Annotated in this window: 10 protein-coding genes and 1 pseudogene; 3 read left to right on the top strand and 8 right to left on the bottom strand. The window is 34.3% G+C overall.

Going from position 1 to position 14,225, the window contains the following annotated elements; all coding sequences use genetic code 11:
* Positions 1-13: 13 nt before the first annotated feature.
* Positions 14-935: pseudogene (locus tag OTJ99_RS03970) on the bottom strand (ABC transporter permease).
* Between the two features lie 413 nt (positions 936-1,348).
* Here OTJ99_RS03970 and OTJ99_RS03965 point away from each other — a divergent pair.
* Together OTJ99_RS03965 and rpsT are read left to right on the top strand one after the other, a co-directional pair.
* Positions 1,349-2,293, top strand: a complete 945-nt coding sequence (locus OTJ99_RS03965; RefSeq protein ID WP_045165563.1) for an L-lactate dehydrogenase — start codon at positions 1,349-1,351, stop codon at positions 2,291-2,293.
* 149 nt (positions 2,294-2,442) lie between these two features.
* Entirely contained in the window at positions 2,443-2,742 is a 300-nt protein-coding gene (gene rpsT, locus OTJ99_RS03960; protein ID WP_045165141.1) for a 30S ribosomal protein S20, read from the top strand.
* Between the two features lie 58 nt (positions 2,743-2,800).
* Here rpsT and holA read toward each other — a convergent pair whose 3' ends face one another.
* The 4 genes from holA to OTJ99_RS03940 form a co-directional block, all read right to left on the bottom strand.
* Positions 2,801-3,805 (bottom strand): DNA polymerase III subunit delta, encoded by a 1,005-nt coding sequence (gene holA, locus OTJ99_RS03955; protein ID WP_045165142.1) that lies wholly within the window; start codon positions 3,803-3,805, stop codon positions 2,801-2,803.
* 6 nt (positions 3,806-3,811) lie between these two features.
* Positions 3,812-6,064 (bottom strand): DNA internalization-related competence protein ComEC/Rec2, encoded by a 2,253-nt coding sequence (locus tag OTJ99_RS03950; RefSeq protein ID WP_045165143.1) that lies wholly within the window; start codon positions 6,062-6,064, stop codon positions 3,812-3,814.
* Positions 6,061-6,900 carry a PHP domain-containing protein gene (locus OTJ99_RS03945; RefSeq protein ID WP_045165564.1) on the bottom strand — a complete coding sequence of 280 codons (840 nt, stop codon included), beginning with the start codon at positions 6,898-6,900 and terminating at the stop codon, positions 6,061-6,063. Before OTJ99_RS03945 ends, OTJ99_RS03950 begins: the two co-directional genes overlap by 4 nt.
* A gap of 99 nt (positions 6,901-6,999) precedes the next feature.
* Positions 7,000-8,382, bottom strand: a complete 1,383-nt coding sequence (locus OTJ99_RS03940; protein ID WP_045165144.1) for an NAD(P)/FAD-dependent oxidoreductase — start codon at positions 8,380-8,382, stop codon at positions 7,000-7,002.
* A 178-nt stretch (positions 8,383-8,560) separates the two neighbouring features.
* On the opposite strand from OTJ99_RS03940, the gene OTJ99_RS03935 reads away from it, so the two are divergent.
* On the top strand, positions 8,561-9,592 hold the full coding sequence (locus tag OTJ99_RS03935; protein ID WP_045165145.1) for a hypothetical protein: 1,032 nt from the start codon (positions 8,561-8,563) through the stop codon (positions 9,590-9,592).
* Positions 9,593-9,797: 205 nt separating this feature from the next.
* On the opposite strand, the gene OTJ99_RS03930 is transcribed toward OTJ99_RS03935, so the two are convergent.
* From OTJ99_RS03930 to OTJ99_RS03920, 3 genes are all read right to left on the bottom strand, one after another.
* The gene (locus OTJ99_RS03930; RefSeq protein ID WP_045165146.1) at positions 9,798-10,541 is read right to left on the bottom strand and encodes a TIGR03915 family putative DNA repair protein; all 744 of its coding nucleotides are present in this window, start codon (positions 10,539-10,541) and stop codon (positions 9,798-9,800) included.
* 1 nt (position 10,542) lies between these two features.
* The gene (locus OTJ99_RS03925) at positions 10,543-11,790 is read right to left on the bottom strand and encodes a putative DNA modification/repair radical SAM protein (RefSeq protein WP_045165147.1); all 1,248 of its coding nucleotides are present in this window, start codon (positions 11,788-11,790) and stop codon (positions 10,543-10,545) included.
* 159 nt (positions 11,791-11,949) lie between these two features.
* Positions 11,950-13,980, bottom strand: a complete 2,031-nt coding sequence (locus OTJ99_RS03920; RefSeq protein WP_045165148.1) for a beta-galactosidase — start codon at positions 13,978-13,980, stop codon at positions 11,950-11,952.
* Positions 13,981-14,225 lie beyond the last annotated feature (245 nt).

Raw genomic sequence — 14,225 nt, 5'->3', positions numbered from 1 at the left:
TGCCCCCTTAAAGTCAATCCTCAAGTTTGATACGTGGGTCTATAAATACATAGATGATAATCCACAATGAGATTCATAAGTATCAAAAAGGCTGCATAGAATATTGTCGTTCCCATTACAAGTGAGTAGTCTCTGTTTGAGATACTATCAACATAAAACCTTCCCATACCCGGGATTGAGAAAATCTTTTCAACCACAAAACTACCTGTTAGAACTCCTGCAATCAGCGGCCCTAAATATGTTACAACAGGTATCAAAGAATTTTTCAATGCATGCTTGTATATAAATACGAAGTTAGAAAGTCCTTTTGCTCTCGCAGTCCTTATATAGTCTTGGGACAAACTTTCAAGCATACTGCTTCGAATAAGCCTTGCAATAAAAGATATCGGATACGCTGCCAAAGTTATTACCGGCAGAATGTAACTTCTTGGCTCATCTAAACCCATTATAGGGACAAGCTGAAGTTTTATACCAAAGATATACATCAAAATTATTGCAAGAACAAAGCTAGGTATTGTTATAAATATTGTAGCTAAGACCATCGAGAGATTATCCTGCCATTTTCCTTGGTTGACAGCCGACCAAATTCCCAAAGGAATTCCAACCAATAAACTCACAATTATTGCAATAATACCAACTTTTGCAGTAACAGGGAAAGTTTCTGCGATAATCTCATTCACTGTTCGTCCTTGATTTCTCATTGAAATTCCCACATCACCATGCAAAAGACTTTTTAGATATTTTACATACTGAACCCAAATAGGCTGATTGAGCCCATATTTTTCATTCAGGTTCTTTAGAATCTGCTCGGGCAGAGTCTTTTCACCTGTAAAAGGCCCACCAGGTATCATTCTCATAAGGAAAAAGGTTACAGTTATAATTACAAATAAAGATATAACTGACCACAGTAGTCTTTTTAATATGTATCTTGCCACCTTTTCTCTTTCCTTTAGAATTATTTATTGTAGATAAGACATGTACATTTATGCAATTGTTTGAATATTTATAAATTATTCATCTCAAAATTTACTGTTGATAATTATCGCACTAACTTTTTGCATAATCAACACATGTAACGCCATTGAATTGTCTGAATTTATTAAAAAAATTTTCAATCGTTTGAATTGTATGCATGTATCTGTTTATACTTATTAGATCACTTTCCTATTTTTTCATTATTCCATCCTTTAAAAATGAAGGATAAAAACAAATGGTATTCAAATGGAAATCGAAAACCATTTTATATTTATTCTGTTCTGCATGTTAAAAAATTTTTATCTCAGTTTAAACGTTGTGTTCAAAGGGTAAAATTAAGGTAGAAAGTTAAATGAAGCAGGAGGAATACGTTGTGAGAAAACCTGGTAAAATTGTTATTATTGGTACTGGTTTTGTGGGTTCATCAACTGCTTTTGCGATAATGGACGCTGGACTTGCAACAGAGCTTGTGTTGATTGATGCCAACAGGGCAAAAGCTGAAGGAGAAGCAATGGATTTAAACCATGGGATATCATTTGTAAAGCCTGTAAAAATATGGGCAGGAGATTACGAAGATTGTAAAGATGCAGATATAATAATAATTACAGCTGGGGCAAATCAAAAACCAGGTGAGACAAGGCTTGATCTTACATACAAAAACGCACAGATTACAAAGTCTATAGTTGAAAATATAATCAAATACACAACTGACGCTATATTACTTATGGTAACCAACCCTGTTGATGTTTTGACATACGTAATGTATAAGGTCTCGGGTCTGCCCAAAAACCAAATATTGGGTTCCGGGACAGTTTTGGATTCGTCAAGGTTTAGATACCTTTTGGCACAGCATTGTCAGGTTGATGTGAGAAACGTCCATGCATACATCTTGGGTGAACATGGAGACAGTGAAATTGCAGCATGGAGTCTCACAAACATTGGTGGTGTGAATTTTATGCAAGAATGTCTCTTGTGCGGCAAAAACTGCTCACCTGAGGTCAAAGAGGAGATATTTAACAAGGTAAAAAATGCAGCATATGAGATAATTGAAAGAAAAGGAGCAACTTATTATGCAATTGCTTTAGCAGTAAGACGAATTGTTGAAGCAATCATAAGAGATGAAAATTCAATTTTACCTGTATCCTCAATAATTGACGATATTTATGGAATAAATGACGTAGCTTTGTCACTTCCTGCTATTGTTAATAAAAGTGGAGTTGTAAAGGTTTTTGACGTACCCTTGACAGACGAAGAAAAAGAAAAACTGAAAAACTCTGCACAGGTTATCAAAAATGTAATAAATTCTCTTGCTATTTAGTCTGATTTTGGATATAAATTTGTAATGGCTGGTAAGGCAAAGATCCTTACCTTTTGTTTTTAAACCTATGGCAACACATCTGTTGCAATTTTATTTTTATCGTGGTAAAATAGCAATTAGTCTTAATTTTTGAGTGGAGGTGAAAAGTTTTGGCAAATACAAAATCTGCTAAAAAGAAGATAAAGGTTATAAGACGCAGAACTCTTGAGAATAAAATTCAAAAGATGAAGATGAAAAAGGCTATTAAAGAGGTAAAGAAAGCGCTTTTGGCAGGTGACATCGAAAAGGCAAGACAGCTTTATTCACAAGCTGCAAAGTTAATTGACCAGACAGCTGCAAAAGGTGTTATACACAAGAACAATGCATCTCGAAAGAAATCTCGACTTATGAAACTCATCAACAAGTACGCTGCTTTGTCCGCACCACAACCAGAAAAGAAAGCTCAATAAAGAAAAAGGGCTGTCCAGCTACTCTGTTGTGGATAGCCTTTTTATATTTTCTACCTCTTTATCTGACAATCTGATACAAAAGCATCTCAAGTGCTGTCTCATCGTCAATCTGTCCTCTTTTTATCATGTATTCATATTCAATTGTTCTTTGAATAATATTTTTAATTTTGTCTATGGTAAAAGCTTCAGATTGTTTTTTGTACTTGTCAACAAAAAACTCAAGTATTCCAAGCTGTTTTGCAATCTCTTTTTTGCTTTTATCCTGCATCTCTTTCATCATACCCAGAATTTTGAAGTGGCGGAGAATAAGAGCAAAAATTTTGCTACTGCTTGTTTTAAGTTGATATAATTCTTTTAAATATCTAAAACCACTTTCTACATCTTTTGTAGCAAAAGCATCAAGCATTTGGAAGATATGGTCCTGCGGATTGTCTGTCAAGGTCTTCAAAATATCATCATGTGTAACCTTGCTCCTTTTTCCAAGGTATGAAATGAGCACTTGAAGGTAGTTGTATATAAGCATCATGTCCTTGTTGTAGTGCAGGATAATTTCCTGTGCCGTGTTATCTGAAATGGCCTTGCCTTCTTTTGCCATGATGTTTTGAACCCATTTTATCAAATCTGGCATTGACGGTGTTGTAAACTCAGCAGAGAATGCTATTGATTTTAAGCTGTTAAACAGTTTGTTTTCTTTTGCCTCATACTCTTTAAAGATTATATACACGCTATCAATCCTGAGGTCCTTTAGTTTCTCAATTACTGCAGAGAGGTTTAAATGTGTATTAGTTGTGTAGTATTTGAAAAAGTTTTTGAATATAAGCACTCGGGGTTGTAAATCAAACGACATGGAAATCATTTCGTTTATTATGTCCTCATAACGAGCCTCTTCGCCATCGAACTTCACAATGTTGTTCGTGTTCCCATTTACAATTGCCCTGCTTATTCTTTTTGCGTATTCATCAATTAAAAATATCTCTTGTCCATAAAACAGGTAAATCTTTTTGAACTCCTTCTTTAGAAGCTGTGAGTTTAACTCTTTTATTATCTCTTTTGACTTGTCCACCTTTTCTCACCTCATATAAGGATTTATTAAAACCCTATGTTTGGTCTTCACTATTTTGACTGTGCCGTTCAAATCTGTTCTAAATACCTTTATTCCTCGCTTTTTAAGCCTTTGCAAGACATCATCTGATGGATGTCCAAACATGTTGTTCTTACCAACAGATATCACAGCAACCTTTGGCTTAACACTTTCTAAAAACTCATCAGATGTTGCAGTGCTGCTACCATGATGACCCACTTTTAATACAGTTGCCCGCAAGTTATATCTTTTGATGTATTCCTTTTCTGACTCATATGAAGCATCTCCTGTAAAAAGCATGCTAAAGTCTCCTAAAACAATCTTTGTCAGCACAGACGAATTTGAGTCCTGTTCAATTGGTGGAAAGAAAAAGACTTTTAAGTCTTTGTAAGAAAGGCCTTTTAATTTATCTACTAAAATTACACATTTATCCCTTAATTTATCAAGATTCTCACTATAAACCTCTCTTGATGTCACAATTACATGCACTTTTATCTCATTTAAAAGATAGTCAAAATCACCTATATGGTCGTTATGTTTGTGTGTAAGGACCAAGACATCAATCTTTGATACATTGCTTTTCAAGATATATGGCAAAACTACACGTTTGAGAGAGCTAAAATCCTCATTGGTCGGCCCTGTATCAATTAGCATTGAAAATCCTTTGTATGTTATAAGGCTGCTATCTCCTTGCCCCACATCAATTACGCTGATACTCAGTCTATTGTAGTTTATAACTATCTGTAAAATAAATATTAGCACAAGAATTGAAATAGTTGAATACATTAAAAGTTTTATAGACTTTGGAATAACTTTTTTATAGAGCAGGAGCAAAATTAGTATGTAATAGGCAATGACTAACTTTTCATCCCAAAATGCAATCTTTATATATGAAAATCTTATATGCGAAAGCCGAGAAACCCAAATTAAAACTTTGACAATTACTAATAGCACCCACTTCAGTACAATGAGGTCTATTCTAAATAGCAAAAGCATGTAATACACAAGTCCTATTGGTACCAACGCTCCTGCTAAAGGCACTGCAATAAGGTTTGTCAAAAAGGAAACCAATGAAACTTCGCAAAAGTAATAAGCTAAAAGTGGCAAAATCAAAACTTGAGCTGAAATGGAAACTGCACAAAGTAAAGAGATACTTTTTGGAATTTTTAGGCTTACCAAATACTCATAAATCATTTTGTAAAATAATGCAATAGAAAGCACACTCAAAAAAGAAAGTTGAAATCCTATGTCAAAAAGGTAAAGAGGATTTACCAGAAGCATCAAAAGTGCCGAGATGCTCAAACTGTTTATTGTATCCGGATTTCTATAGATTATCCTACCAAGATAATATATTGTTGCCATGATAGAAGCTCTTACAACTGAGGCAGAAAGGCCTGTTATGATTGCAAATATGACTATAACGCCAATTATTATGAGATTTACTCCTCTTCCATACACCTTTAAAACTCTTCTGAATATAATTTCAATAGCCGCACAAAGCACTCCTACATTACCACCTGAAACAGCAAGAAGATGTGCAAGCCCACTTCTTTGGAAATCTTTGTACATATCATCAGGAATTGTAGATTTATTGCCAAGGATTAAGCCTTTTAAAAGAGCCGATATTTCTTCATCAAAAGAATTACTTATAAGGCAATTCAATTTACTTGAAAACATGTTAAGATAAGTTAGAATATGATTGGATTTAGAAACAACATACAACTTTTTAGCATAGAGAGTATACAATGCACCTTTTCCTTTTAAGTACTCTCCATAATCAAATCCAAACTCATTTGTTTTTCCTTTCGGTATCTTTAATTTACCATATACTTTTACAATTTGTCCATAATATAGCGTTTTATCTGAATCAGTCGTAACTCTTATTTTTACATATCTTTTATTCACTTTTGTCTTTAAATAAAAAGAAATCTTCTCTTTATCAACTTCTGGGAAAGAAGAAACTTTGCCCAAAACAACTACTTCCTTGCCATCCAATAATTCATCTGGCTCAAAAATGTTAAAGATATAAAATGTCTTGATAGAAGCAAAGGCAAAAAAGACTATTGCCAATAAAAGAAGTATTGTGTCAACTTTCTTGCTTAAAAAATAAAAATTCAAGGCAAAAAAAGAAATTGAGGCAATACTCACAATTAAGAACAACAAACCCAAATTAGATAAATTTCTCCCAAGTACAATGCCAGTGATTAGAAAAACAGTTAAAACCAAAGCACTTCTCTTCATCTTTGTGCTACCTTTCTCTCTAATTCTTCTAAAATCTCTTTTCCTATATTCAAATTACCCCTGCCATTTCCTATCTCAATGTCAGGCTTGTTATCACCATGAAAATCGCTACCACCGCTGATTAAAAAGTCAAGTTTTTTAGCAATCTCTAGAAGTTGTCTTGTCTCTTTGTCGGTGTGGTCTGAATGATAAACCTCAATTCCATCCAAGCCATATTCTTTCAACTCTTCAAATACATTTTCTGGTCCTTCTTCAAGGTACAAATACTTGTGTGGATGTGCCAATATTGCAAGTCCACCTGCTCTTTTTATAGCCTCAATTGCCTCATAGGGTTTTAGCTTCTCTTTCTTGACATAGGCAGGCCTGCCAAAGCCCAATAAATTTTCAAACACAGCCTTTGTGTTTTCAAAATATCCTTTTCGAACAAGTACCCGGGCAATATGAGGTCTTCCTATCACCTCACCTGAGGCAACCTTCTCAACATCCTCCATTGAAATGTCATATCCCATTTTTCTAAGTTTTTCTATTATTTTTGGGTTTCTTTCTTTTCTGAATCCCTCAAGCATTTTTAATTTCTCTTGCAATGAGGTATTGTCAACATCTATAAAAAGTCCTAATATGTGCATCTCAATCTCAAAATCTGCGCTAATTTCAACCCCGCTAATAACCTTCATTCCAATCTCCTGTCCTTTTTTCAAAGCCATCTTTACACCATCTGTTGTGTCATGGTCAGTAATTGCAATGGCAAAAAGACCTTTCCCTTTTGCAAGCACAACCACATCCTCTGGTGAATATGTGCCATCTGAAAAGGTTGTATGAATGTGCAAATCTATCAAAGCATCTTCACCTCTTTTCTGAAATATTATATCCCAAATGCAAAAACCAAAAATGGTGGCCTTTTTTTCAGACCACCCTTCTGTTCTTAACACAACTATTTAAAGCTTTGCTGCAATATCTCTTGCAATCAAAACACCATTTACACTTGCTTGCATAAGCCCCCTTGTAATTCCCGCACCATCGCCTCCAAAATAAAGGTTCTGGATTGTAGTACATTCAAAGTTTTGCTTTACTTTTACCTCATTTGAATAAAACTTTACTTCAACGCCATAAAGTAGTGTATCAAACGACGCAACACCCTGGACAACATAATCTAAAGCCTCTATCATCTCTTTTATATCAAGCATTATTCTGTAAGGCAAAACAAGGCTCAAATCACCTGCAACTGCATCTTGCAAGGTAGGAACCACAGAGTTTCTCTTGATTCTCTCCTCATTAGACCTTCTTCCTCTTATAAAGTCACCATACCGCTGGACAAGAACTTTGCCACCAGAGAGCATATTTGCAAGTTCTGCAATGTACTTTCCATATTTTATACTGTCTTTGAACGGATCTGTAAAGTGCTTCGAGACAAGCAATGCAAAGTTTGTATTGTCGCTTTTGATGTTCTTATAGCTGTGGCCGTTTACAACTGCCAAGTTGTCATAGTGCTCAACTGCAACATATCCGCCTGGGTTCATACAAAATGTCCTTACCTTGTCGTCAAAAGTTTTTGTGTAATAAATAAATTTGCTTTCATACAAGTGCTCAGTAATGCCTTTCCAAATGTGATTAGGCGTCTCAACTCTAACACCTACGTCAACTCTATTGTTATCACACGGAATATTGTATTTTTCTATTATCTTAGAAAGCCAGCTTGCACCCTCACGACCAACGCATACAACTACATTTTTCCCAAAGTAGCTTTTTTCATCCTCTGCTATTACACCTATAACCTTGTTATTTTCAACTATTAAGTCTTTGACAGGAGTTTTAAATTTTATCTCCACATTGTTGTTTAAAAGAAAATCCTGAAGTCTTTTATATATCTTTTTTGCCTCTTCAGTACCCAAATGCCTTATAGGGCTTTCAACAAGCATGAGGTTTGCAACAGTTGCCTTCCTCTTAATCTCTTCAATGACTTGACTATTTGTGCCATAAACCTTTTTATCAGCCCCATTTTCAAGGTAGATATTGTCTACGTATTTGATTAGCTCATATGCTTTGCTCTTACCAACATATTCTTGAATTCTTCCTCCTACGTTCGGAGAAAGTGAAAGTTTACCATCAGAAAAAGCCCCAGCACCCGAAAAGCCTGTTGTTATATTGCAAGGTTTGCAATTTGCACATACATTTGTAATTCTTTTTGGACACTCACGCGACTCAATGTCTCTTCCTTTTTCAAACATAATTATCTTTGTATCTTTGTTTTGTTTTATCAACTCATATGCAGTAAATATACCACATGGACCTGCTCCTACAATGATTATATCGTATTTCATTTAACTTTCACCCTTTTATAATATTTAAATTTTCATTTGAAATATTACAATAAAATATGCTATTTGTCTATTTAAAATTTACACACTTTTTTAACATATAAGAAAAGAAAAATCTATATGTATAGGGTATTATATGTATTAGAGAAAAGAAAAATTTAGCAAGGAGGTTCAATCACCTATGAAAAGAAAAATTGTTGCCTTTTTAGTTGTCCTGATGTTTGGACTGTCAATAATACTGCCAGTTTTTGCTGATCAAAATACTTCATCATCAATTAGTACAAATAGCCAAACTGTTGCAAGTGCAACATACGACACAACAGCAAATGCAACTTATCAGACCACAGTGAATATCACATATGAGAAAACCACTTACGAACAAACGTATAATCCTGTTTCAAGCTCAACTGGTTCATCAACATCGTCAACCACTTATAACTCTACTTATTCTACAACTCCACAAGAGGTCATTCCACCAATTAGCAATGACAATATAAGCCTTAAAGAAGCTAAAAAGCTAACAAAAGAACAGAAAAAGAATATCATTAGTTTAATTCTCAAAATTAATCAGTTAAAAGCTACATTCAATAAAATCAACGCAGAAGTTAATCACTTGCGCGCAAGGATTAACAGTTATATCGTAGCTGCTCAAAAATATGATAAAAAGTTCTTTGACAGAGAATTACAAAGAATAATCAACGAGACAAACAAAATAATTTCCCAAATTCAAAGAAATATAAAAAGCAAGAAATTTTCACCCTCTCAAATCGACGAGTATCAGAAACAGCTTACTCAGAAATTAAACGAACTTAAAGTGTACCAAGAAACTTATAAGAACGAAAAGGAAACAACTGTTAACCAAGCAGTCTACCAAATCAAATTGTTAGTTGACCAAATTCAACCAGTTGTAAAGGATAAAGTATATCAGATTGAACAGATAAATGTACAAATAAAGGTAAAAACAAAGGAATATGAACAAGCTAAAAAGGAAAATAACTACAACAAGATGGTAACAGCACTAAATAGCTTAATAACTCTTTATCAGCAAAAGGTTGATAAAATAACTGAGGTTAAGAATTTGTATGTTGATATTTTAAAGAAAATCGAAGGTACAATTAAGGCCTCTTTCAAAATAAAACCACCTGTACCACCTATTTTTAATAAAAATATTCAAAGAGAGTTAAATAAAGAAAAGAGAAAGAACGGATATTAAATAAGAACCAGAACATTCAGGAAGGAAAGAATAGAGAAAAAGAGAATGAAAAAGTAAAAAATAAGAATGCGAATAAAGGAAATGGAAAGAAAAAACGAGATTAATACTTACAATATAAAAACTGCTCTCCCATAAATAAAATAAAGGAGATGGGTGTAGTACAAAAAGATTAGGTGTATACCACCATGCCTAACAAGGTATACACCTAATTTTTTTCTATCAAATACTTCCAATATTTCTTTGGCATATTTTGCCGTTGTAATTTTAAATTCTTTCTTTCTTCAATTGCCATGGTCTTAAAATAAAGTTTCCACAGCTTTTGATACAAATTCTCATTATCTGAAAAGCTTGCATTTAAATTCATTCCATTGAGAAACTTTATCATTCTGGTATCATAAATCGAAAGTTTGCTCCTTTTTTTGTCATGTATGATCCATTTAAAACTCTTCAATCTTTCTCTAAAAAAGTAAGAAATAGGAACCAAGATATCATTTGTGGGTTCAAATTGAGCATAAAGTACTCCACCCTTTATTTCATTAAACCTCATAAGTCCCATATACTTTCCTATTTCTCTGCTTACATTCTTTGATGCCTTTTCAACAAAATTGACAACATCATCATGGTAAAGGTATTTAACTTTTTTGCCATGCTTTAAAACAAGCTTTATATACTTATAGATATACGTTTCTTTGTTTTGACTTTCAGATAGAAAACAATAATATATCTTTTTAAAAATCATCTTATCAGAAACATTTATTACTTTTTGCCTAAGTTCCTGACTTCTATTTTTATCCAAAGTTACATAAATTGGTTTATCAAAAAACATGGGTTGATATTTATCTTTTTCTACAATGACAACTTCATCTTCATTAATATGTGTGGATAAAATCTCATCTATACATGTCAAAAGCCCGTCAAATGTTCCATCATACAAAAAAACATTGTACATTCTAAATCTCCCCAGTTATCACTGATGTGAAAATCTCTTTATCAAAAAAGGAAAGCTGCTGCATTCTTTGCTGAGCCGCTGCTTTTTCTGTCAGTTGCAATTTTATTTTTTCTGGCTGAAGGTCAATCAAATGTCTTTCATAAGTCTTACCATTGCAGGTTATGAAAAACTTTGCCCTTTTTAAGACAACCCCTATCTTTTTCAAGTCATCAAAGTCAAGAGAATGAAATACTCTGTTTTTGATAATCCTTCTCGCACTTTTTATCCCTATTCCCGGCACTCTTATTAGCTCTTCATAGCTTGCTTTGTTTACCTCAACAGGAAACTTATCAAGGTGTCTGAGTGCCCACATTACTTTTGGGTCAACTTCAAGGTCAAGGTTTTCATCTTTTTCAAAAAGCTCCTCAGCAGTAAAATTGTAGACCCTAATTAGCCAGTCTGCCTGATATAGTCTATGTTCTCTTAAAAGAGGCGGTTTTTCCACTTTTAAAATCCTTGGATCATCATTCACAGGTGTATAGGCAGAATAGTAAACTCTCTTGAGCTTAAATTTTTTGTAAAGATGCTGGCTGAGTGTAATAATCTTTCGATCACTATCTTCTGTTGCACCTATTATCATCTGAGTGCTTTGACCTGCTGAGACAAAATTTCTTTCTTCTTCACCTACTCTTGTTATAAACTCCATTGGTTTTAAAATGCTCTCTTTTGTTTTGTTTGGACAAAGAAGCTTCAGGCTCTTTTCAGACGGAAGTTCAATATTGACACTCATTCTATCTGCTAAAAAGCCTGTTTTCCTAATCAAATCGAGTGATGCATATGGGATTGCTTTTACGTGAATATATCCATTGAACTGATACTTGTGTCGCAAAAGATATACCGTTTTGTACAACATCTCCATTGTCCAGTCAGGAGAGTTTTTGATAGCAGAACTTAGAAAAAGCCCTTCAATGTAATTTCTTTTGTAAAAATTCATGGTAAGCTCAGCAACTTCATGAGGAGTAAAGGTTGCTCTTTTTATATCATTGCTCTTTCTATTGATACAATAGGCACAGTCAAAGATGCATTCGTTTGTAAAGAGAATCTTCAAAAGAGATATACACCTGCCATCATCTGTCCAGCTGTGGCAAATACCCGCTGTAAAAGTTGAACCAATACCATAATTTACTTCTCGTTTGCTACCACTGGATGCACAAGAAACATCATACTTTGCTGCTGCACCCAGTATCTGAAGTTTTTCAAGGATATCCATTTCAATCACTTCTTTGTTTATTCTTTGACTTTATAACTATATAATAACCGAATATATATTCTATTTCAATAGTTAAGGTCACATCAAAAAAAAACTGGGACCCTTCAAAAAACAATTTGAAGAGCCCCATATAATTAGCGAATTGCGGTAAAAAATGCTTTATTTTCTTAATATCATGACCTCTTTTGCACTCAGCATTACTCTGCCGCTTAAGTTTTTTTGTGTTATCAGTTCATAGAATTCTTGTGGCAAATCAATACATACATCGTAATTATTGAAATTTAAAAGGAAAATATACTCTTTTCCATCCTTTGTTCGTTTTGTAACCTCAACACCTTCTGGTACAGGCAAAATTGGTTTTACACCAGCTATATCAGCGTAATACTTAATAAGTCCTTCTATAAACCTCTGCTCAGGTCTTGTACCTATATACACTGCCTTTCCATTTCTATAAGTATTTTCAACAACGCAAGGCATTCCTTTGTAATAATCTTGCTCATAATATGCAAGTGCTTTTGCACCTTCTAAGTGAATGACATCACATATAAAGTCACACTCATACCTGCCATCAAGTATTCCAAGCGGTTTTTCAAGAATGATTGCGTTTTTCATATCCGGAAAGAGTGCATCAATCTCCTCAATCCAGATTCCCAAAAGCTTTCTGAACCAGCCAGGATATCCTCCAAGAATTACCCTGTCGTTCTCATCAACAAGACCTGAGAGGAAGGTGGTAATAAATATTCCTCCATTTTTCACGTACTCTTCTATATTCTTTGCAGTATTACTATCAAGCAAATACAAAAGTGGTGCAACAACAAGTTTATACCTTGATAAATCTTCAGTTGGGTCAATAACATCTACGTTTGTTTTGAGTTTATACAAAGCCTTGTAATATGAATCAATGTGCTCTAAATACGAAATGTCGTTTCTAAATCCCATACTCTCTTCAAGTGCCCACCAGTTTTCCCAGTCAAATAAAAGTGCTACCTCGCTCTTGTTTACTGATTCTAAAATCTCATCTAAGCGCAAAAGCTCATCGCCAATCTGTTTTAGCTCTTTGCTAACTCTTGTATTCAAGTGCCCGGCATGAGGTACCATTGCAGAGTGGAATTTTTCACACGACCCAACCGACTGTCTCCACTGGAAATACAACACAGAATCCGCACCATGAGCTATCGCATGATAGCTCAAAAGTCTTATCATTCCAGGGCGTTTTGCTGAATTATACCACTGCCAATTTGTCTGGCTTGGTGTCTGTTCCATTAATATGAAAGACTGGTCTCTTTTGAGCCCCCGCATAAGGTCATGCTTGAAAGCTATAGAATGTGGAGAGTCTTTGATAGAAGGATAATTGTCCCAAGAAACTACGTCCATATACTGTGCCCATTTATGGTAATCGAGTGGTTTAAATGTGCCCATAAGGTTTGTTGTAACAGGCACATCTGGCATGTATTTTTTGATAATCTCAACTTCCATCTTATAAAGATTTAGCAAACTATCAGACATAAACCTCTTATAATCAAGTGAAAGCCCTTGGAATGAGCTTTTTTGTCTGCCTGGCATATATTCATACTCTTCATTAAGATATGATGGAACTTCAATCTCATCCCAATCATAAAATGTATGACCCCAAAATGCAGTATTCCAGCGCTTGTTCAGCTCATCTAAGGTTTTATACTTTTGTTTTAACCACTCTCGAAAAGCCTTTGCACAAGTATCACAATAGCAATATGGTCCGTATTCGTTGCTGATATGCCACATTATAACTGCCGGATGGTCTTTGTATCTCTTTGCCATCTCCTCAACAATTCTTTTTGCAGCCTCTTGGAAGTTTTTGCTGTTAGGACAGTAGTTTTGCCTTGCCCCATGCTTTCTTTTTCGTCCATAGATATCAACAGGCAGCACATCAGGGTATTTTTTTGACAGCCACGCAGGTTGAGATGCTGTTGGTGTTGCTAAGATGACATGAATACCATTTGAATAGAGCTTATCAATTATTCTGTCAAGCCATTCAAACGTAAACTTGTCCTCACTTGGTTGAAGCTGAGCCCATGAAAATATTGGCATTGACACTGCATTTACATTGTAATACTTCATAAACTCAATATCTTGTTCCCAAACATCTTCTGTCCACTGGTCAGGATTATAATCTCCGCCATAAAGGAATTTTTTTAATTTGATTTTAGACACAGAATTTTATCCTCCTTTTTAGTAATTATTTAGCTCAAAAGCTAATAACACTTAAAAATGTCATTTAAATTTTTCAACCTGCTAATTTTTATTTTTTCATCAGAGTTTATCTATATTATATCAACCCGGTTGATAGCTGTTAAGATATTTTAGAGCATTGAATTTTAAGATTGATATAAGGGATTTTAAGAAGTACAAGAAAGAGTTGCAATTTTGCACATTTGATTTTATAATTTAAATGAAAA

Source organism: Caldicellulosiruptor naganoensis (assembly GCF_026914285.1).
Classification (GTDB): Bacteria; Bacillota; Thermoanaerobacteria; order Caldicellulosiruptorales; family Caldicellulosiruptoraceae; genus Caldicellulosiruptor; species Caldicellulosiruptor naganoensis.
The sequence above is the reverse complement of the archived record's forward strand: the minus strand, read 5'-3'. Positions and strand labels throughout refer to the sequence as shown.

Coding starts and splice junctions, on each gene's coding strand:
- OTJ99_RS03950 (WP_045165143.1), bottom strand. CDS start 6,064: ATGAAGAGAAGTGCTTTGGTTTTAACTGTTTTTCTAATCACTGGCATT.
- OTJ99_RS03940 (WP_045165144.1), bottom strand. CDS start 8,382: ATGAAATACGATATAATCATTGTAGGAGCAGGTCCATGTGGTATATTT.
- OTJ99_RS03935 (WP_045165145.1), top strand. CDS start 8,561: ATGAAAAGAAAAATTGTTGCCTTTTTAGTTGTCCTGATGTTTGGACTG.
- OTJ99_RS03930 (WP_045165146.1), bottom strand. CDS start 10,541: ATGTACAATGTTTTTTTGTATGATGGAACATTTGACGGGCTTTTGACA.
- OTJ99_RS03925 (WP_045165147.1), bottom strand. CDS start 11,790: ATGGATATCCTTGAAAAACTTCAGATACTGGGTGCAGCAGCAAAGTAT.